Source organism: Massilia sp. LXY-5 (assembly GCF_059801075.1).
This window is the reverse complement of record NZ_JBNNEH010000002.1, coordinates 213,808-233,376: the sequence shown is the minus strand read 5'-3', so window position 1 is coordinate 233,376 and position 19,569 is coordinate 213,808. Positions and strand designations below refer to the sequence as shown.

Genomic DNA, 19,569 nt, shown 5'->3' with positions numbered 1-19,569 from the left:
GTCCTTGCACGGTGTTCAACTGGGACATTTTGCCCCAATGCACGGCGATTGCTTTTGAGTAAAATGATCAGCACCTGCGGCGACGCCACCTTGCATGGCAGTCGCCGAGGTTCTCTCCTCTCATCTGCATCAGGCTCACACCATGGATTGGTTCCCTATCGTCGCCGGTACGTTCAAGGTCATCGTGCCATGCACGGGCATGTTCTTTGCCATCAAGTGGCCTTACGAACAAGGGAAGAAGGGGAAGGAGATGGACAAGCGTGCGGTGCTGTGCGCGGCCGGCAAGGTTGCCGCAGTCTTCGCGCTGGCGCTCCCTGGCGTGGGCTCGTCACCGTCTTCCTCGTCAGGAAGTTCGGTTTGGTCATGACTTGAGTGATTCCTCGGCGGGCCATTCAAGGCAAGCGCCCCTGCAGGCGGCGTGGCGCTCCGGATTTTTGCGTACAACGGCCTTGCTTAAATCCAACTTCAGCCCTATCTGGCCTCGATGAACAACCCCATACCCGCAACGCGGCACCCCGACGTCCTGTACGGCCCCCACCAGCCCGAGTTGCTGCGCAACGAAATCCTGGCTGACCTGCTGGAAGCCAGCGCGCGGCGCGCGCCGCACCAGTGGGCCTTCGTCTCCGGCGCACGCCGGCTCAGCTACCGCGAACTCGACGAGCAGGCCAGCCTGGCCGCGTCGCGCCTGATCGACTCAGGCATCGGGCCGGGCGATATCGTCGGCCTGTGGATGCCGCGAGGGATCGAACTGTTGATCATGCAGGCCGCAATCGCCAAAACCGGGGCCGCCTGGCTACCGGTCGACGAAGACACGCCGGCCGAGCGCCTGCTGGTATGCATGCTTGATGCCGGTTCGCCGGCGCTGGTTACGAGCGAACAGATGCGCGAGCGGGTCGGCAGCGGCCTCGGCTGTGATTCCCAAGCCATCCACATGGCCGAGGACCTGTTGCTGCCCGCAGCGGACGGATACGTGTTGAAGCGCCGCGGCGTGGTCCCGGGAAGCGCCCCGGCCTATGTGATCTACACGTCGGGCTCGACGGGCAAGCCGAAAGGCATCCTGATCGACCAGCGCAGCATCTGCCACTTTCTGCGCAGCGAGAACGAAGTGCTGGGCGTGCGTGCCGACGACTGCGTCTACCAGGGCTTCTCGGTCGCCTTCGACATGTCCTTCGAAGAGATCTGGATTTCCTACCTGGCCGGCGCCACGCTCTGGCTCGGGCCCAAGGAAACCGCAGGCGATCCGGAAGCGCTACCGCGCCTGCTGGCGGAAAACGGCGTCACCGTGCTGCATGCGGTGCCGACCTTGCTGTCCCTGTTCGCCGACGACGTGCCCGGCCTGCGCATCATTAACCTGGGCGGCGAGATGTGCCCGGAAGCGGTGGTGGAGCGTTTCTCGAAGCCCGGCCGCATCATGTTCAATACCTATGGCCCGACCGAAGCGACGGTCTCGGCCAGCCTGGCGCGCATGGAACCGGGGCGCTCGATCACCATCGGCGAACCGCTGCCGAACTACGGCCTGCTGGTGATCTCGACCGAGACCGACAAGGGCCTGCGGATCCTGCCGCGCGGCGAAACCGGGGAACTGTGCATCACCGGTCCCGGCCTGTCCGCAGGCTACCTGGGGCGCCCCGACCTCACTGCCGAAAAATTCCTGCCCAACCCATGGGCCTCCGGCAGCCACGACGATCGCCTGTACCGCACCGGCGACCTGGCGCGCATCGAGCCGGACGGCCAGGTGGTATGCCTGGGCCGTACCGACGACCAGGTCAAGATCCGCGGTTTTCGCGTCGAACTGGGCGAGATCGAAGCCGTGCTGGCCCAGCAGGAAGGCGTCGGCACGACCGCCGTATTGCTGCGCAAGGACGAGGGCATCGACCGCCTCGTCGCCTATCTGGTGCCGGCCCAGGGGGCGACCGGCGAGCAGCTGGCGTCCGCCACGCTGCGCAAGGCACTGTCCGGCCGCCTGCCGCCGTATATGGTGCCGAGCCAATTCGAAGTCCTGGCTGTCATGCCGCGCCTGACCTCGGGCAAAATCGACCGCAAGGCCCTCAAGGCCATGGCCCTGAGCACGCCGCTGCCGGGCGACCCGGCCGGATCGGACACGCCGGAAACACCGGGAGAGCAAGCCTTGTTCGCGGCCCTGGCCCAGCTGTTCCCGGGCCAGACGATCCGGCGCGAGCAGGACTTCTTCTCCGACCTGGGCGGCCACTCCTTTTTTGCCGCACGCCTGGCAACCGCCCTGCGCCGGGACCCGCGCTTTGCCCACCTGACGGTGCGCGACATCTACGAGCAGCGCCGGATTGGCGCGATCGCGTCGAGCCTCGATCAGGGCGCGGGAACGGCGGCGGAGGAACCCGACTGGACCCCGCCGCCGGCGGCGCGCCGCTGGCTGTGCGGCCTGGCCCAGCTGGCGACCGTGCCGGTGCTCGTGACGCTGCGGATGGCGCAGTGGCTGGCGCCCTTCTTCACTTACCACTACATGACCGGCGACGCGGGCGACAGGATCCCGCGCGCGATCGCGGCGGCGATCGGCGTGTTCCTCCTAGCGACGATCATGGAGTTCGCGTTTGCGATCGGCGGCAAATGGCTGGTTGCCGGCCGCCTCAAGCCGGGTTCGTATCCGCTGTGGGGCAGGACCTACTTCCGCTGGTGGCTGGGCGACCGCCTGATCGAGGCGGCACCGACTTACCTGCTGGCAGGGTCCTCACTGTATACATGGTGGCTGCGCCTGCTGGGCGCGAAGATCGGCCGCGACGCCGTGATCGGCTCGATGACGGTGCGCGTGCCGGAACTGCTGCATGTCGGCGACAATGTCAGCATCGGCAATGCCGTCAATGTCGAGAACGCGCGCGTCGAGCGCGGCCGCCTGCTGCTGGGCACTGTCGTGCTCGAGGACGACGCCTTCGTCTCGTCGTACGCCCTCCTGGAGGGAAACACGCGCGTGGAGCGGCGCGGCCACCTCGAGGGCCAGTCGGCGCTGCAGGACGGGGCGGTGGTGCCCGCGAACCGCGTCTGGAACGGCTCGCCCGCACGCGACGCCGGCGCCTTCGACCCATCGGCGCTGCCGCCGCGTCCGCACACGAGCCGGCTGCGCCTGGCCGGAGAAGCGCTGTTCTTCATATTCGGCATCCTGCTGGTGGCGACGCTGTTCTTCATGCCGGTGTTCCCGAGCTTCGTGCTGATCGACTGGTTCGACGAGCGCGGCACCCTGGCCTGGCTGCCGGCGAATTCAATCCAGGCGCAGTTGGTGCGCTATTTCGTGCTGGCCCTGCCGGCCAGCGCGGTGCTGATTTTGATGACCGTGCTGGTGTCGGCTGCAATCCGCTGGGGCTTCCTGCCGCGCATCCAGCCGGGCCGCTTCGCCGTTCACTCGAACGCCTACTGCAAGAAGTGGCTGGTCAGCCACATCCAGGAGTCGAGCCTGAACGTCCTTCACGGCATCTACGCCACGGTGTATGCGCCCTTCTGGTACCGCCTGCTGGGCGCCAAGGTCGGACGCGATGCCGAGATCTCTACCGCGCTGGGCGTGGTTCCGGACATGCTGACACTGGGCGACGAGACCTTCATCGCCGACGCCGTGATGCTCGGTGACGAACATATCGACGGCGGCTGGATGACGATGGAACCGACCGTGGTGTCGAATCGTTCGTTCGTCGGCAACGGCAGCTACATCCCGGACGGCACCATCCTGCCGGAGGGCGTGCTGGTGGGCGTGCACACCCACGCTCCGGCCAACGAGCGCATGAAGGACGGCGACACCTGGCTCGGCTCGCCGCCGATCCACCTCCCGGCGCGCGAACAGGTGAGCGGCTATCCGGAACACCTGACTTACCGGCCGTCGCCGCTGCGCCGCCTCGGCCGCGCACTGGTGGAAGCCTTCCGCATCGTGGCGCCGCACGCCCTGGTGATCGCCGTCGGCTACACGGTGGTGCTGGACCTGATGCCGGTCGCCGGCGCCGGGCACTGGGCCGAAGTCATTTCCTACCTGGCGCTGATCGGTCTCGCCTACGGCATCGGCAACTACCTGTTCGTGCTGGCCTTCAAGTGGGTGCTGGTGGGACGCTACCAGAAACGCGCGGAGCCGATGTGGACGCCCTTCGTATGGGTGTCCGAAGGCGTAACGAATATGTACGAAGGCATCGCCGTGCCGAACTTCATGCGTTATCTGCGCGGTACCCCATGGCTGCCGATCGCCTTCCGTTTGCTCGGCTGCCGTATCGGCAAAGGCGTGTACCTGGATACCACCGACATCACGGAGTTCGACTGCGTGCACATCGGCGACCACAGCGAACTGAATGCGCTGTCCTGTCCGCAGACCCACCTGTTCGAAGACCGGGTAATGAAGATAGACCACGTCGACATCGGCAGCAAGGTCTATGTCGGCCCGCGCAGCGCGGTGCTGTACAGCGCCCGCGTGGGGGATAACGCACGTCTGGGACCACTCACGCTGGTGATGAAAGGCGAGCACATTCCTGCCGCAAGCAGCTGGATCGGCTTGCCGGCGGCGCCCTTGCGGGCGGCGCAGTGAGCGTGGACACGCCCTTGGCCATCCACTGGGGTGGGGACGCCAGCTTTGCCAGGCTCGCCGGACCATCCGGCGTGGCCATCATCGGGATACGCGGGCAGCCGGACCGCGAAACGGCCCGGCTGCGCATTCGCGCCGCCCTGGTGGCGGCGTTGGCTGCGCATTACGGCATCGATGCCGGCCGCATCGAACTGCATTCGCCCCAGGGCGCCGCGCCCTGGGCGGCCGTGGCGCTGGACTCGGGGCATCATCGGATTGCGCTGTCGATCAGCCATGATGGCGACATCTCGGTGGCGGCCTGTTCCCTCAACGGCGCGGTCGGCATCGACGTCACGTCCATCTTGCCGGTGCCGGACTGGCGACCGGTGGCGCGCGATTACCTGGGGCGCGCCACCGCCGATGCGCTGGCAACCCTGCCCCACGGCGAGCGCGACACCGCGTTTGCGCAGGCCTGGAGCGAACATGAGGCGCGCCTGAAATGCCTCGGCTTGCAACTAAGCGAGTGGCGCGACGACCTGGCCCTTGCGCTCCGGACCTGCCGCAACTTCTCCCTGGCGCTTCCGGAAGGCCATGTGGGCTATCTGGCGCTGACGGGGGTATCAGGGGCTTGATACCGCCTGGCTTCTGCAGCTCCCCCTGGGGCCGGAGAGGTGCCCTTGCTGCGCAGCCGGTGCTGGAAGCGCCCGGCTATGGCAGACTCGGGCTTTCGACTTGCGAACATGACCATGAATACACGGCTTTTTGCCTGCTTCGGCACGGCCCACGGCGGCGGCAATCCGGCTCTGGTGGTCGAGGATGGACCGCCTGATCCCGCGCAGCGTTCCCTGTTCGCCCGCGAACAGGCGCTCACTTGCGTCTTCATCGACGCAGCCACGGACCCCGATCTCGCCGCGACCCTCGACTTCGTCTACCCCCACATGCGCAGCCCGCTTTGCCTGCACGCGACGCTGGCGGCGGCGCAGGTGCTGTTCGAGCGGCATGGGAGCAAGGCGCCGCTGGCTGTGACGACGGCGATGCGTGGCCAGCGCCTGCTGCTGTCGCGCACCGGCGAGGATGTGTTCGTGCAGCTGGCGCGGCAGGAGGCGCCCCAGGTCGTGCTCGAGGCGGCGCTGGCTACGCGCCTGCTGGACGCGCCCGGCCTGCAATTGGCAAGCGCGCCCCTCATCGCCTCGGTCGGCAGTCCGAAGCTGCTGCTGGAAGTGGCGGACCGCGCTGCCTTGTACGAATTGAGGCCGGACCTGGAAGCGATCGCCGCCTGGGGCCGCGCGACCGGCATCAGCGGCTGCTATGCCTGGTGCCGCAGCGGCGCAGGCGACTATGAGGGCCGCAACTTCAACCACCTCGATCCGAAGCTGGAGGATGCCGCGACCGGCGTCGCGGCCGGCGCCTTGACGGTCGCCCTCGGGCATGGCCTGACCCTGCACCAGGGCCATGCGACAGGACGCGACTGCCTGATCCGCACGATGATCGACGGCGAGGCGGTACTGGTCGGCGGACGTGTCGAAGCGTGTTAAATTAGCTAAAAACACAACACCTGGAGACCGCATGACTTTCTCGACCCTCACCCGGCGCGCTTTCTGCGCCCTCGCCTTTGCCGCGCCTGTCCTGGCCTTTGCCTTTCCGAACGGCCCCGTCGAATGGGTCGTGCCCTATGCCGCGGGTGGCGGTTCCGACGTCGTCGCGCGCGTGATCGCCTCGGAAATGACGAAGACCCTCGGCCAGCCTATCATCATCAACAACAAGCCGGGTGCCGGCACGAATATCGGCGCCGCCTATGCCGCCAAGGCCAAGGCCGATGGACAGGTCGTGCTGACCGCCGATACGGCCACCCTCTCCACCAACCAGTTTTTATATACGAAGCCCGGCTACAACGCGGAACAGGACTTCGCCCCGGTCGGCCTGATCGCACGCTTTCCGATGATCCTGGTGGTCAATCCCCAGGTCCCTGCAAAAAACCTGCAGGAGTTCCTGGCCTGGGCCAAGGGGCAAAGTTCTCCGGCCGCCTACGCCAGCCCGGGCGCCGGCAGCCCGCACCATCTCGCCACCGAACTGTTTGCCGACGGCGCCAAACTGAACCTGCTGCATGCGCCCTATAAAGGCGCGGCGCCGGCGGTGCAGGACGTCATCAGCGGCCAGGTGCCCTTCATGTTCGTCGACACCGCCGCCGGCGGCTCGCATATCCGGGCCGGCAAGCTGCGCGCCATCGGTGTCGCCAGCCTGAAGCGGGTGCAGGGCTTCGACAGCATCCCGACCCTGAACGAGCAAGGCATGGCGGGCTTCGAAGCCTATGCATGGCAGGGCATGGCGGCGCCGGCCAAGACGCCGCCGGCCGTCATCGACACGCTGAACAAGGACCTGAACAAGGCGATCGGTACCGAGGCGGTCAAGGCGCGTTTCCAGGCGTTGGGACTGGAAGCCATCCCCGGCAGCCCGGCCGACATGGCCGCTTACGCGAAAACCGAGCGCGAAAAATGGGGAAAGCTGATCAAGGCGAAAGCGATCAGCCTGGACTGAATCACAGCAGCCTGATCCCCGGCAGCGCCAGCAGCGAAGTCTCGCGCATCACCTGCACGAAGTCGGCCAGGTAGGCGCTGCCTGCCAGCCGCTTCGGCACCACCGCATACAGGCGCGCCGTCAGGCCGTCGGGGCCGATGCGCTGGCGCGCCACATAGCCGCGCTCCAGGTAGCCGTTCACCGCCCACAGCGGCAGCGCAGCGAAACCGCGTCCGCTCGCCACCAGTTGCAGCATCCCCACCGTCAGCTCGGTCGTCCTGCGCGGCGGCTCGACACCGGCCGGGCGCAGCACCTGGCGCACCAGGTCCAGCATCTCGTCCGGCACCGGGTAGGTGATCAGGGCCTGGCCCGCGAAATCGTCGGCCACCAGGTAAGGCTTGCCGAGATAAGGATGGCCGAGCGGCAGGATTGCCACCATCTCGAATTCGAACAGCGGATGAAACACCATCTCCGTTTCGCTCTCGTCGAGCTCCGAGACGATCGCCACTTCCGCGCGGTCCTGGTGCAGCAGGCCCACCGGATCGGCCTGGAAGCCCGACACGATGTCCTGCTCCACTTCCGGCCAGCGTTCGCGCAGCGCATCCATCGAGGGCATCAGCCAGTCGAAGCAGGTATGGCATTCGACCGCGATGCGCAGCTTGCCGCTGGCGTCGGTGCTCATGCGCGCCAGGTCGCGCTCGGCCGAACCGACCAGCGGCAGCACCTGCGCCGCCAGTTCCAGCAGGCGCTGGCCCGCCGCCGTGAACGCGACCGGCGTCGACTTGCGCTCGAACAGGCTGGCGTCGTACTGGCGTTCCAGCGCCAGCACCTGGTGCGACAGGGCCGACTGCGTCACGTTCAGCAACTGCGCCGCGCGCGAAATAGTGCCCGCCTCTTTTAAAGCCAGCAGGGTGCGCAGGTGGCGCAGTTCGAGGATAGACGAGGCCATCAAAACTCCATGAATATTTTTCAGGTGATTAGCAAAATTTGTCGTTTGAATTATGCACCAGCTCTGCCGATAATCGATAGCATCATTCATACAGATTTCGATAATCATGATCAAAACTCATACTCTCGGCTATCCCCGCATTGGCCTGCAACGTGAACTGAAGTTCGCCCTGGAGCGCCACTGGCGCGGAGAAATCGATGCCGCCGCGCTGGAAGAAACCGGCGCGGCGCTGCGCGAACGCCATTGGGCCGAACAGGCCGATGCCGGTCTCGACTTCGTCACCGTCGGCGACTTCGCCTTCTATGACCATGTCGCGAACCACATCCAGCTGTTCGGCTGCGAGCCGGCGCGCTTCGGCTTCGATGGCCGCGAAACTGCGCTGGCGCGTTATTTCACGCTGGCGCGCGGCGTGGCCCATGAGCATGCCGACGGCATCTGCTGCGGCAGCACGCACCATACCGGCACGGCTGCGCTGGAGATGACCAAGTGGTTCGACACCAACTACCACTACCTGATGCCGGAGTTCGATGCCGCCACCCGCTTCGCGCTGGCCTCCGAACGCCTGCTGGGCGAGGTGGCGCAGGCGCGAGCGCTTGGCCACCGCGTGAAAGTGGCGCTGATCGGTCCCCTGAGCTTCCTCTGGCTGGGCAAGGCGCGCGACGCCGGTTTCGACAAACTGGAGCTGCTCGACGCCCTGCTGCCGGCCTATGTGCAGCTGCTGGCGCAACTGAAGGCCGCCGGCGCCGAATGGGCGCAGGTCGACGAGCCGATCCTCGGCCTGAACCTGCCGGGCGCCTGGATCCTCGCCTTCGAGCGCACCTACCAGACCCTCAATACTGCGCAGCTGCCGCTGCTGCTGGCCACCTATTTTTCGCCGCTCGAGGAGAACCTCAGCATGGCCTGCAAGCTGCCGGTCGCCGGCCTGCACGTCGATGCGGTGCGCGCCGGGCACGAGCTGCAATCGATCGCCGACTGGCTGCCCGCGCACAAGGTCCTTTCGGTCGGCATCGTCGACGGCCGCAACATCTGGCGCACCGACCTCGATGCGGCGCTGGCGCGGCTGCTGCCGCTGGCGCAGCGCCGCGGCGGAGATCTCTGGCTGGCGCCTTCCTGCTCGCTCCTGCACGTGCCCCTGAGCCTGCGCGAGGATGGCGCCATGGACCTCGAACTGCGCAGCTGGCTGGCCGGCGCCCGCGAAAAGCTGGACGAGCTGCAGGTCTTGCGGCGCGCCCTGGCCGAGGGCGAAGGCAGCGTCTGGCTCGAATTGCGCGAAGCGCGCGCCGCCTGCGAGGCGCGCCGCACCAGCACGCGTGTGCGCCGGCCTGAGGTCGCCGCGCGCCTGGTCGCGCTGGCGCCCGATGCCGACCGCCGCGCCAGTCCCTATCCGGAGCGCAGGGCAGCGCAGCAGGAACGCTTCAATTTGCCGCTGTATCCGACCACGACCATCGGCTCCTTCCCGCAGACGGCGGCGATCCGCGCCGCGCGCGCGGCCCATAAACGCGGCGAGCTGGCGCAGCCGGAATATGAAGCGGCCATGCGGCGCGAGATCGACCATGCGGTGGCCGAGCAGGAAGCGCTCGGCATCGACGTCCCGGTGCACGGCGAGGCCGAGCGCAACGACATGGTCGAATACTTCGGCGAACAACTGGACGGCTTTGCCTTCAGCGCCAACGGCTGGGTGCAATCCTATGGCTCGCGCTGCGTGAAGCCGCCCGTGCTGTTCGGCGACGTCGCCCGCCCCGCCCCGATGACGGTCGCCTGGAGCGCCTATGCCCAGAGCCGCACGGCGCGTCCGATGAAGGGCATGCTGAGCGGACCGGTCACGATCCTGCAATGGTCATTCGTGCGCGACGACCAGCCTCGATCCGCCACCGCGCTGCAGATCGCGCTGGCGATCCGCGACGAGGCAATCGACCTGGAAGCAGCGGGCATCGGCATCATCCAGATCGACGAGCCGGCGCTGCGCGAAGGCCTGCCGCTGCGGCGCGCGGCCTGGGACGGCTACCTGGACTGGGCCACGCGCGCCTTCCGCATCGCCGCCTGCGGCGTGAAGGACAGGACCCAGCTGCACACCCACATGTGCTACGCCGAGTTCAACGACATCCTGCCGCAGATCGCCGCGCTCGACGCCGACGTCATCACCATCGAGACCAGCCGCTCGGACATGGAACTGCTGCGCGGCTTCGGCAGCTTCGCCTACCCGAACGCCATCGGGCCGGGCGTCTACGACATCCACTCGCCGCGCGTGCCTTCCGCCGACGACATCCTGCGCCTGATGCGCAAGGCGGCCGAGGTCATCGCGCCGGAGCAGCTGTGGGTCAATCCCGACTGCGGCCTCAAGACGCGGGCCTGGCCGGAGACCCGCGCGGCGCTGGCGAACATGGTGCAGGCGGCACGCCTGCTGCGCCGGGAAAGTGCACTCGGCGGACAGGCGGCATGATGGAATGGGCGCGTTCTTGCGCTGAACGCGCTCTATTTCGGTGCAAGCGTTGTGTTTACGTCACACGCAGTGGTTGAGATTGTTGAGATTGTTTAGGATGCAATTTTCACCTTTGGAGAAGTTGCGTGTTCCAACAAAAACAATTGCACCGCGCCGTGCTGCTGGCCCTGTACGGCAGTGCTGCCCTGGCCATCTCCCCGTCGGCGCTGGCCCAGACCGCGACCCCTGACGCCGCCCAGGCCGACGCCGTGCAGAGCGTGCACGTGGTCGGCACCCGCCGCACCGGCGCCGCCTCCTCCACCGACACCCCGGTCCCGGTCGACATCATCCCGATGACGCGCCTGGCCGAGCAAGGCAGCCAGTTCGACCTGGCGCAGACCTTGACCAACATCTCGCCTTCGTTCAACTCGACGCGCCAGAGCGGTGCCGACGGCGCCGACCTGGTCGATTCGGCCGCGCTGCGCGGCCTCGGTTCCGACCAGACCCTGGTGCTGGTGAACGGCAAGCGCCGCCACACGACGGCCCTGGTCAACCTGTTCGGCGCGCGCAACCGCGGCAATACCGGCACCGACATGAATGCGATCCCGCTGCTGGCGATCCGCAACGTGCAGGTGCTGCGCGACGGCGCCGCCGCCCAGTACGGGTCGGATGCGATCGCCGGCGTGATGAACATCGAACTCAAGAAAAGCCTGGGCTGCGAAGCCGTGGCCGGCTACGGCCAGTACTCGAAAGGCGATGGCGAGAACTACCTGGCCTCGGCCTACTGCGGCATCCCGGTGGCCGGCGGCACCTTCGGCGTGACCGCCGAATACCTGTTCCGCGACCGCTCGAACCGCGCCGAAGCCGATAACCCGCGCATCATCGGCGACAGCAAGACCGAGAACCAGACCATCTATATCAACGGCGAGATCCCGCTCGGCGCGGGCCGCCTGTACACGACGCTCGGCGTGCAGCGCCGTGACGCCTCCTCGGCCGCGTTCGCGCGCGGCGGCCTCGGTTCCGACGACATCCCGTCGCGCAATTCGGCGGCCATGTACCCGAACGGCTTCGTTCCCTTCATCAACGGCGACCTCGACGACCGCTACGGCATCCTCGGCTACCGCCTGAAGTTCGGCGAGTGGAATGCGGACTTCTCGCAGACCTACGGCTACAACCGCCTCGACTACACGATCGCCAACACGCTGAACGCCTCGATCGCGAACCTGGACCTCGTACGCGGCGGCCCGGGCAAAAGCGCCAGTTCCTTCGGCGCCGGCGGCTTCTCGTTCCGCCAGCTGACCACCAACGCCGACTTCAGCCGCTTCTACGGCGGCGTCTTCCAGGGCCTGAACGCGGCCTTCGGTCTTGAGTACCGCAAGGAGAACTACAAGATCTTCGCCGGCGAACCGGGTTCCTACATCGACGCCGACGGCGTGGGCGTGGGCGGCAATGCCGGCAGCCAGGGCTTCCCCGGCTTCCAGCCGGCCGACGCCACCGACCGCAGCCGCCACAGCACCGCCGCCTACGTCGACCTCGAAGCGGACATCACCGACCGCCTGAAACTGCAGGCCGCGCTGCGCCACGAGCGCTTCTCGGACTTCGGCTCGACCACCGACGGCAAGCTCGCCGCCGCCTTCAAGCTGGGCGGCGACGTGCTGCTGCGCGGCTCGGTCAGCACCGGCTTCCGCGCGCCGTCGCTGCAGCAGGTCTACTTCTCCTCGACCTTCACCGACTTCGTCAACGGCCAGCCGCTCGACGTCGTGCTGGCGCCGAACGGCGGCGCGGTGGCGAACGCCGCCGGCATCCCCAAGCTGAAGGAAGAAAAGTCGAAGAGCGCCACCTTCGGTGCGACCTGGACGCCGACCCAGTCGACCTCGGTCACGGCCGACCTGTACCGCATCGACATCGACGACCGCATCGTGCTGTCGGGCCGCTTCGACGCCGACAACTACCCGGCGCTGGGCGCCACGCTGCAGTCGCTGGGCGTGGGCCAGGCCCAGTTCTTCGTCAATTCGGTCGACACGCAAACGAAGGGCCTGGACATCACGGCGTCGCAGCGCATGCCGCTCGGCGCCGGCCGCCTGAACACCTTCCTCGCGCTGAACTTCAGCAAGACCGAAGTGACGGGCGTGCACGCACCGAGCGCCCTCGCCGGCTTCGAAGACGTGCTGCTGTCCGAGCGCGAGCGCCTGTTCATCGAACAGGGCGGCCCGCGCCGCAAGGCCACGCTGGGCTTCGAGTACACGCAAGGTAAATTCGGTTCCGACTTCCGCATCATCCACTTCGGCCCGCAGACGCTCGGCACCTTCTCCGGTCCACCGGTGCCGAACGCCCGCTACGAAGCGAAGACCTCGGCCGACCTGTCATTCAGCTGGTCGTTCAGCGAGAAGACCCGCCTGACGGTGGGCGGCACCAACATCTTCAACGTCACGCCGACCCCCCAGGATGCGAACGAGACCGACAACGGCTTCAAGTACGAGAGCGTGCAGTTCGGCCTGAACGGCGCGGCTTACTTCGCGCGCCTGTGGCACAAGTTCTGATGCTGGTTTGATTGCAAACGGCGCCGCGAGGCGCGTCTTGAAGCTGGCAGGATGAACGACGGGGCACGCGAGTGCCCCGTCTTTTTTTCTGGTGCAGGAAGTCAGCGATGGCGGCGGAACCAGGATCAGTCGATCCCGGTGACGAACTGCCCGAGCGGGCGGCGCACCTTCGGCAGGTCGACCAGCCAATCCTGCTCGGCCTTGCGGTAGCCCAGCGGCAGCATGACCGCGCTGCGCAGGCCGCGCTCGCCCAGGTTCAGGATGCGGTCGACGGCGGCCGGATCGAAGCCTTCCATCGGCGTGCAATCGACTTCCTCGAAGGCGGCCGCGATGACCGCCGCACCGAAGCCGATGTAGGCCTGACGCGCAGCGTGCTCGAAGTTCACCTGCGCGCCACGGCCCGGGTAGGTCGACAGCAGTTGCTGGCGGTAGGCTTCCCAGCCTTCGTTGCGGAAACCGCGCACCTCGTTGGTCAGGTCGAACATGTGGTTGATGCGCTCGGGCGTGTAGTCGTCCCAGGCAGCGAACACCAGCAGGTGCGAGGCGTCGACCACCTGCGCCTGGTTCCAGGCGACTTCACGGATCTGGGCGCGCAGTGCCGGATTGTTCACGATCAGGATTTCATAGGGCTGCAGGCCGGACGATGTCGGCGCCAGGCGCGCGGCTTCGATGATGCGGTCGAGCTTATCCTGCGGCACCTTGCGCGTCGGATCCATCGCCTTGGTGGCATAGCGCCATTTCAGTTTGTCGAGCAATTCCATGTGAGGTCCTTTCGAATTAAAGATGCGTTATTGTATTTTTTCACGACAGATAGATAAACTACGATTCTGGCAAATGATTTGTTCTTGAGGAAGCAAGATGGGGCGGAAATTCGATCACCTGGCCGATGTCGAGGTGTTTCTCAACGTCGTCGAGCACGGTTCGTTCAGCGCGGCGGCGGTCGTGCTGTCGACCACGCCTTCGGTGCTGAGCCGGGCCGTGTCGCGGCTCGAAGCGCGGCTCGGCACACAATTATTGCGCCGGACCACGCGCAGCCTCAGCCTCACCGACGCCGGCCAACGCTACGCCGACGAGGCACGCGACGCGTTCGCCCGGCTCGGGCAGGCCGAGCAGGCAATGCGCAGTACGACGGCGCAACTGAGCGGCAAGGTACGCATGAGTGTGTCCACCGGGTATGGCCTGCAGCGCCTGCCGCCGGTGCTGGCCGCCTACAAGCGCGCCTATCCGCTGGTCGAACTGGACGTCGACATCACCAACCGCAACGTCGATCTGGTGGCCGAGGGCTTCGACCTGGCGATCCGCTCCGGTCCGCTGCCGAGCAGCACGATGGCGGCGCGCCACCTGGAAGCGTCGCCGCTGTGCCTGCTGGCCGCCCCTGCCTACCTGGAGACGGCCGGACCGCTCGCGACGCTCGACGACCTGGCGCGCCAGCATTGCATCGCCTTCGTCCGGCCAAACACCGGACGGGTATTTCCCTGGCACCTGCGCGATGGAGAGCGCGACATCGACTGGATTCCGCCGGCGTCGGTGACGGTGTCGACCGACGCGATGGGCGTCATCTGGCTGGCCGAGCAGGGCATGGGGATCGCGCTGTGTCCGCGCCTGTTTGCGGAAGCGAGCCTGGCGGCGGGACGGCTGGTGGAGGTGTTGCCGCAGCTGGGTGGACGGACGCGCGCGTTCTCGGTCGTCTATCCGGCCCACCGTGGCCTGTCGGCGGCGTCGCGCGCGCTGATCGACATGCTGGTGGCGGCGCGGGACGGTTCAGGCGGGATATAGCACGCCCGCGGCCGCGCCGGTCACGGCCGGCAGTTTCCCGGCTGGCGCCGCATGGACAGTGGCATTTTCAGTTGCAACACTCCTCTTTTTCCTTCTGCAGATGGTGGGTCACCGTACTGAACCTTTCTAACGGAAGGATTACGGTAACGCTCTCAAGGAGATAGCGTGCTTGACGACCTTAAGAGGACAATATGACCATTACCGATCACGAAATGCATGAAGCCAGAACGCGCGCAGCTGCCGCCGAGTTGGGAACGGATGAGCAATTCACCCTGTTGAAATCGAAGGCGACAGAGGTACTTTCCTCTCGCTATGTGCGTGGCGCTGCTGTATTGGGAATCGCGGCAGCAGGCTATGCGCTCGTCAGGCGCAAAAAAAAACCTGAACCTGTCATGGCACCGGAACGCAGGGAAGACACCGGCGATTTCCTGAAGGTGGGCACTTATCTCGTCTCCCTGATAGCGTCTTTTGCCTCGGCCATGAACAGTGCCAGCGTCGACGCATCGACCCCAGCCCGGAAAGAAACGGAATATGTTCCGGCGTATCCAGAGGAAGGTCAGCCTGACGCGAAGGACGCGGAACCGGCACCAAGCACGCCCGCGCGCCCAAGGTTCGAGCAAACCTCGGGGAGCTGGATTGGCAGGCAGTGGCAGATATTCATGGCGGCAGCAAACGCATGGATGGATGATTACGCGCCGAGTATGGGGGCGGCGCTGTCGTATTACACGCTGTTTTCCCTGGCACCGCTACTGGTCCTCATCATCGCGATTGCCGGGATGGTATTTGGACAGGACGCCGCGCAAGGAGCAATTATCGCGCAGCTTCAAAGCATCATGGGCAAGGAAGGAGCGACGGCTGTGGAGGGCTTGCTGAAAGCTGCGCGTGAACCGTCCACCGGGATTGTCGCCAGTATCGTTGGCGGTTTTCTTTTGCTGCTGGGCGCAACTGCGATTTTCGCCGAACTGCAAACTGACCTGGACCGCATCTGGCAGGTGCCGGCGAAAGAGAAACCGTCGGGCCTCTGGGGCTGGCTGCGCAGCCGCGTATTATCCTTCGGACTGGTTCTCGGACTGGCTTTCATGCTGATGATTTCACTCGTCGTCAGCGCTGCGCTCGCAGCGTCAAGCGAATGGTTGAGCGGGGGAGCAGCGGAAACCGTTTTGGCAAATGGTTTGAATTTCATCGCGTCGCTCGCCCTTTTCACAGTTCTGTTTGCGATGATCTACAAGATCATGCCGACCGCGAAGATTTCCTGGCACGATGTCTGGATGGGGGCCGCAGTAACAGCCTTGCTCTTCAACGTAGGCAAATCATTGATCGGCTTGTACCTTGCAAAATCGAGCGTGGCCTCGGGCTTCGGCGCAGCCGGCTCGTTTGTGATTCTCGTCGCGTGGTTCTACTACTCTGCGCAGATTTTCCTGTTTGGCGCTGAATACACGTGGGTGTACGCAAACAGCAAGGTACGGAAGGAATAGTCCGGGCCGCCGCTGGTTCATGCCGAAGGCCGAACTGAAGATCAGTTGCACGACGCCCGGCAGGCGCTCGGGCTTCATCAGGACGAGGTTGCCGGGATGTACTGCGCAGCGAGGGCTTCGTGTAAAATCCGCGTAGTCAGATGGACAATCAACCAAAGGATGTCGGATATGAAGCTACTTTCCAAATCGCTTGCTTTCGCTTTTGCTGCCTCGGTCGTATCGCTGAGCGCCCTGGCCCAGAACTGGCCTGACAAGACGGTCACCGTCGTCGTGCCATGGCCACCGGGCGGTCCGTCCGACATCGCTGCCCGTCCATGGGCCAAGCACATGACCGAAACGCTGGGCAAGCCCTTCGTTATCGATAACCGCGCCGGTGGCGGCGGCAATATCGGCACGGCGGCGGTGACGCGTTCGGCAGCCGACGGCTATACCCTGCTGATCACCTCGAGCGCGCCGATCGTCATCAATCCGAGCGTCTACAAGGGCATGACCTTCGATCCGCTGAAGGACCTGGCGCCGATCAGCAACCTGCTGCGCGTGCCGCTGGTGCTGGTCGCGAATCCTTCGGTGCCGGCCAAGAACCTCAAGGAACTGATGGCCTACATCCACTCGAAAAAGGGCCAGTTCTCCTTTGGTTCCTCGGGCAACGGCACGCCGCAGCACCTGACCGGCGAACTGTTCAACAGCGTCGAGAAGCTCGACATGGCGCACATTCCCTACAAGGGTTCGGCGCCGGCGATTTCGGACCTGCTGGGCGGCCACATCCCGATCATGTTCGACAGCACGATCGCCATCATGCCGCACATTAAGAGCGGTAAAGTCAAACCGATCGCCATCACCAGCGCCAAGCGCTCGCCGCTGCTGCCGGACGTGCCGACCTTCGCCGAACTGGGTATCCCGCAGCTCGAGTCCTACGCCTGGTACGGCCTGTTCGCACCGGCCAAGACGCCGAAGGCCGTGATCGACAAGATCAACGCCGAGACCGTCAAGTTCATCAAGTCGCCGGAGTTCGCCAAGGTGCGCGCCGAAACCGGTTCGGAAATGCTGGCCGATACGCCTGAAAACTTCACCAAGTTCGTGCACGCCGAATCGGCCAAGTGGTCGAAGGTGGCGAAGGACAGCGGCGCGACGGTGGATTAAACGCTTGCGGTGTTCCGCAAACAAGAAAGGGACTGGAGCCATCCAGTCCCTTTTTTTATGACCTGTAGGGTGGGCGGCTCCACCCTGGCGTTCGCTCATATGTACCGTGTGCGCCGCCCACGCGTTCAACGCACGGTAGAAAACCATGGTGCGGCTTTGCACCCGCTGGTTGAACGCGTGGGCGGCGGTCACGCAGCGTGAGCACAAGCGCTCGGGCGGAGCCGCCCACCCTACGGGTCACACGGCCTTCGCCAGCGGGAAGCTGACATTGGCGGCCAAGCCGCCCAGGCGCTCCGATTTATCGAGTGTCAGCGTCGCCCCGTGCCGGTCGGCGATCGCCTTGATGATCGCCAGCCCCAGCCCGCTGCCGGCCGCTTCGCTGCCGGCCACCCGATAGAAACGGTCGAACACGCGTTCGCGCTCCTCGGGCGGGATGCCGGGGCCGCTGTCTTCGACGCTGATGGTGGCGCGCTCCTTGTCGGCGCGCACGGCAATATCGACCGTGCCGCCCTGCGGGGTGTACTTCACCGCATTTTCGACCAGGTTGCGCAACAGGATGTGCAGCGCGTCCGGCTGGCCGTCGATCGACACCGGGTCGGCATGCTGCAGGCCGAGGTCCACTTCCTTGGCCTGCGCCAGGCCCACCAGGTCGCCCACCGTGCGCCGCGCCAGCTCGGCCAGGTCGACCGGGCGGGTGGCGGCGCCGTTCGCGGCCGAGGCTTCCTGGCGCGCCAGCACCAGCAGCTGCTCGACCAGGCGGGTGGCGCGGTCGATGCCGGCGGTAAGGCGGCCGACGGCGACTTTTCTCGCTTCCGGATCGACGGCGCGGTCCAGGCTTTGCGCCTGCAGGCGCAGCGCGGCCAGCGGCGTGCGCAATTCGTGGGCGGCATCGGCGACGAAATGCTGCTGGGCGTCGAAGGCGGTGCGCACGCGGCCGAACAGCAGATTCAATTCGTGCACCAGCGGCCGCACCTCGTCCGGCAGGCCGGCTTCGGAGACCGGCGACAAGTCATCCGCCTGGCGCCGCGCCACCTGCGACTGCACGCGCGCCACCGGTTCCAGCGAGCCGCTGACCACCCACCAGACCACCAGCATCAGGATCGGCATCATGACCGCGATCGGCCCCAGCGTGCGCAGGGCCAGGTTGCCGGCCATGTTGCGGCGTACGGCCAGGTCCTGCGCGACCTGCACGGTCTGGTTGTTGGTCTGGATCGAGAACAGGCGGTAAGTGGTGCCGTTGGCCTTCACGTTGGAAAAGCCGAGCACGGCGCGCTGCGGCAGGCGGGCGCGCGAGACGCTATGAAAAACCTGCACACCGTCCGGGGACCACATCTGCACCACGAGGTCGTCGTTGCCGGGCCCCGCCGGGCCGGACTCGGCGCGTTCGCGCGCCTCGGTGTTCGACAGGGGCGTACTGGAACGCAGCGACAGCGCCATCTGCTGCATGTGGTAGTCGAAGATCTGGTCGGCGTCGTCGAGCGCCGTGCGGTAGGCGATCGAGGCTTGCGCCAGTGCCGCCAGGGTGATGGCCGCCAGCAGGAACCAGAGCAGGCGCCCGCGCAGCGAGTGGGTAACCTTCATGCTTTCGGGACCATGTAGCCGACGCCGCGCACGTTCTGAATGAGGTCGCTGCCGAGCTTCTTGCGCAGGCCGTGGATATACACCTCCACTGCGTTGCTGCTCACTTCATCGCGCCAGCTGTAGAGTTTCTCCTCGAGCTGGGCGCGCGACAGCACGGCGCCCGGGCGCGAGACCAGCGCTTCCAGCACGGCCCATTCGCGCGCCGACAGCGAGACCGGCTCGCCGTCGACCAGGGTTTCGCGGGTGGCGGGGTTGATCGAGATGTTCTTGTATTCGAAGACGGGTTCGGCGCGCCCGGCGGCACGCCGCAAGAGCGCCCGGATGCGCGCCAGCAGTTCGTCGAGGTCGTAGGGTTTTAAAACGTAGTCGTCGGCGCCGGCGTCCAGCCCTGCGATGCGCTGGGCGACCGAATCGCGCGCGGTGGCGACCAGCACCGGGGTACGGTCCTTGCGGGTGCGCATGGCGCGCAGCACATCGAGACCGTCTTTTCTCGGCAGGCCGAGGTCGAGCAGCACCAGGTCGTAATTCTGGTTCTGCACCAGGGCGGTGTCGGCCATTTCGCCGTCCTTCACCCAATCGACGGCGTAGTGCTCGGCCCTCAGCAGGTCGAGCACCACTTCGCCGATCATCGTATCGTCTTCCACCAGCAGCAGCCGCATCTTGTACCTCTA

General features: G+C 66.0%; 14 protein-coding genes. 10 read left to right on the top strand and 4 right to left on the bottom strand.

The features are described from left to right. Positions 1 to 94: 94 nt before the first annotated feature. The 5 genes from ACI48I_RS04515 (at position 95) to ACI48I_RS04495 (ending at position 7,039) form a co-directional block, all read left to right on the top strand. Positions 95 to 367: a hypothetical protein gene (locus ACI48I_RS04515; RefSeq protein ID WP_498573458.1), complete on the top strand. Its 273-nt coding sequence runs from the start codon at positions 95 to 97 to the stop codon at positions 365 to 367. Between the two features lie 117 nt (positions 368 to 484). Then, positions 485 to 4,528: a Pls/PosA family non-ribosomal peptide synthetase gene (locus ACI48I_RS04510; protein ID WP_498573457.1), complete on the top strand. Its 4,044-nt coding sequence runs from the start codon at positions 485 to 487 to the stop codon at positions 4,526 to 4,528. A 14-nt stretch (positions 4,529 to 4,542) separates the two neighbouring features. Continuing rightward, positions 4,543 to 5,136, top strand: a complete 594-nt coding sequence (locus ACI48I_RS04505; protein ID WP_498573456.1) for a 4'-phosphopantetheinyl transferase family protein — start codon at positions 4,543 to 4,545, stop codon at positions 5,134 to 5,136. Positions 5,137 to 5,250: 114 nt separating this feature from the next. After that, the gene (locus ACI48I_RS04500; protein WP_498573455.1) at positions 5,251 to 6,039 is read left to right on the top strand and encodes a PhzF family phenazine biosynthesis protein; all 789 of its coding nucleotides are present in this window, start codon (positions 5,251 to 5,253) and stop codon (positions 6,037 to 6,039) included. Positions 6,040 to 6,070: 31 nt separating this feature from the next. Further along, complete coding sequence (locus tag ACI48I_RS04495; protein WP_498573454.1) at positions 6,071 to 7,039, top strand: Bug family tripartite tricarboxylate transporter substrate binding protein; 969 nt, start codon at positions 6,071 to 6,073, stop codon at positions 7,037 to 7,039. 1 nt (position 7,040) lies between these two features. Here ACI48I_RS04495 and ACI48I_RS04490 read toward each other — a convergent pair whose 3' ends face one another. Next, on the bottom strand, positions 7,041 to 7,967 hold the full coding sequence (locus ACI48I_RS04490) for a LysR family transcriptional regulator (protein ID WP_193684777.1): 927 nt from the start codon (positions 7,965 to 7,967) through the stop codon (positions 7,041 to 7,043). A 106-nt stretch (positions 7,968 to 8,073) separates the two neighbouring features. Between ACI48I_RS04490 and metE the strand changes: the two genes are divergently transcribed. Beyond that, positions 8,074 to 10,407 carry a 5-methyltetrahydropteroyltriglutamate--homocysteine S-methyltransferase gene (metE, locus tag ACI48I_RS04485; protein ID WP_498573453.1) on the top strand — a complete coding sequence of 778 codons (2,334 nt, stop codon included), beginning with the start codon at positions 8,074 to 8,076 and terminating at the stop codon, positions 10,405 to 10,407. A 125-nt stretch (positions 10,408 to 10,532) separates the two neighbouring features. Next, positions 10,533 to 12,926 carry a TonB-dependent receptor plug domain-containing protein gene (locus ACI48I_RS04480; protein WP_193684775.1) on the top strand — a complete coding sequence of 798 codons (2,394 nt, stop codon included), beginning with the start codon at positions 10,533 to 10,535 and terminating at the stop codon, positions 12,924 to 12,926. Between the two features lie 125 nt (positions 12,927 to 13,051). Here ACI48I_RS04480 and ACI48I_RS04475 read toward each other — a convergent pair whose 3' ends face one another. After that, positions 13,052 to 13,687, bottom strand: coding sequence for an NAD(P)H-dependent oxidoreductase (locus tag ACI48I_RS04475; protein WP_193684774.1), 636 nt, complete (start codon positions 13,685 to 13,687; stop codon positions 13,052 to 13,054). 97 nt (positions 13,688 to 13,784) lie between these two features. Here ACI48I_RS04475 and ACI48I_RS04470 point away from each other — a divergent pair, with 97 nt between their 5' ends. The 3 genes from ACI48I_RS04470 to ACI48I_RS04460 all read left to right on the top strand — a co-directional run bounded on the left by ACI48I_RS04470 (position 13,785) and on the right by ACI48I_RS04460 (position 17,317). Then, positions 13,785 to 14,702, top strand: coding sequence for a LysR family transcriptional regulator (locus ACI48I_RS04470; RefSeq protein WP_193684773.1), 918 nt, complete (start codon positions 13,785 to 13,787; stop codon positions 14,700 to 14,702). A gap of 191 nt (positions 14,703 to 14,893) precedes the next feature. Continuing rightward, positions 14,894 to 16,177, top strand: a complete 1,284-nt coding sequence (locus ACI48I_RS04465; protein ID WP_227496380.1) for a YihY/virulence factor BrkB family protein — start codon at positions 14,894 to 14,896, stop codon at positions 16,175 to 16,177. A gap of 168 nt (positions 16,178 to 16,345) precedes the next feature. Continuing rightward, complete coding sequence (locus tag ACI48I_RS04460; RefSeq protein WP_193684772.1) at positions 16,346 to 17,317, top strand: Bug family tripartite tricarboxylate transporter substrate binding protein; 972 nt, start codon at positions 16,346 to 16,348, stop codon at positions 17,315 to 17,317. 237 nt (positions 17,318 to 17,554) lie between these two features. Here ACI48I_RS04460 and ACI48I_RS04455 read toward each other — a convergent pair whose 3' ends face one another. Further along, positions 17,555 to 18,898 carry an ATP-binding protein gene (locus ACI48I_RS04455; RefSeq protein ID WP_193684771.1) on the bottom strand — a complete coding sequence of 448 codons (1,344 nt, stop codon included), beginning with the start codon at positions 18,896 to 18,898 and terminating at the stop codon, positions 17,555 to 17,557. Further along, the gene (locus ACI48I_RS04450; protein ID WP_193684770.1) at positions 18,895 to 19,557 is read right to left on the bottom strand and encodes a response regulator; all 663 of its coding nucleotides are present in this window, start codon (positions 19,555 to 19,557) and stop codon (positions 18,895 to 18,897) included. The genes ACI48I_RS04455 and ACI48I_RS04450 overlap by 4 nt, the downstream gene beginning before the upstream one ends. Positions 19,558 to 19,569 lie beyond the last annotated feature (12 nt).

Excerpts from the sequence above, each read along its gene's own strand:
- ACI48I_RS04515 (WP_498573458.1), top strand. The coding sequence starts at position 95 with ATGGCAGTCGCCGAGGTTCTCTCCTCTCATCTGCATCAGGCTCACACC.
- ACI48I_RS04510 (WP_498573457.1), top strand. The coding sequence starts at position 485 with ATGAACAACCCCATACCCGCAACGCGGCACCCCGACGTCCTGTACGGC.
- ACI48I_RS04500 (WP_498573455.1), top strand. The coding sequence starts at position 5,251 with ATGAATACACGGCTTTTTGCCTGCTTCGGCACGGCCCACGGCGGCGGC.
- ACI48I_RS04495 (WP_498573454.1), top strand. The coding sequence starts at position 6,071 with ATGACTTTCTCGACCCTCACCCGGCGCGCTTTCTGCGCCCTCGCCTTT.
- ACI48I_RS04490 (WP_193684777.1), bottom strand. The coding sequence starts at position 7,967 with ATGGCCTCGTCTATCCTCGAACTGCGCCACCTGCGCACCCTGCTGGCT.
- metE (WP_498573453.1), top strand. The coding sequence starts at position 8,074 with ATGATCAAAACTCATACTCTCGGCTATCCCCGCATTGGCCTGCAACGT.
- ACI48I_RS04475 (WP_193684774.1), bottom strand. The coding sequence starts at position 13,687 with ATGGAATTGCTCGACAAACTGAAATGGCGCTATGCCACCAAGGCGATG.
- ACI48I_RS04470 (WP_193684773.1), top strand. The coding sequence starts at position 13,785 with ATGGGGCGGAAATTCGATCACCTGGCCGATGTCGAGGTGTTTCTCAAC.
- ACI48I_RS04465 (WP_227496380.1), top strand. The coding sequence starts at position 14,894 with ATGACCATTACCGATCACGAAATGCATGAAGCCAGAACGCGCGCAGCT.
- ACI48I_RS04460 (WP_193684772.1), top strand. The coding sequence starts at position 16,346 with ATGAAGCTACTTTCCAAATCGCTTGCTTTCGCTTTTGCTGCCTCGGTC.
- ACI48I_RS04455 (WP_193684771.1), bottom strand. The coding sequence starts at position 18,898 with ATGAAGGTTACCCACTCGCTGCGCGGGCGCCTGCTCTGGTTCCTGCTG.
- ACI48I_RS04450 (WP_193684770.1), bottom strand. The coding sequence starts at position 19,557 with ATGCGGCTGCTGCTGGTGGAAGACGATACGATGATCGGCGAAGTGGTG.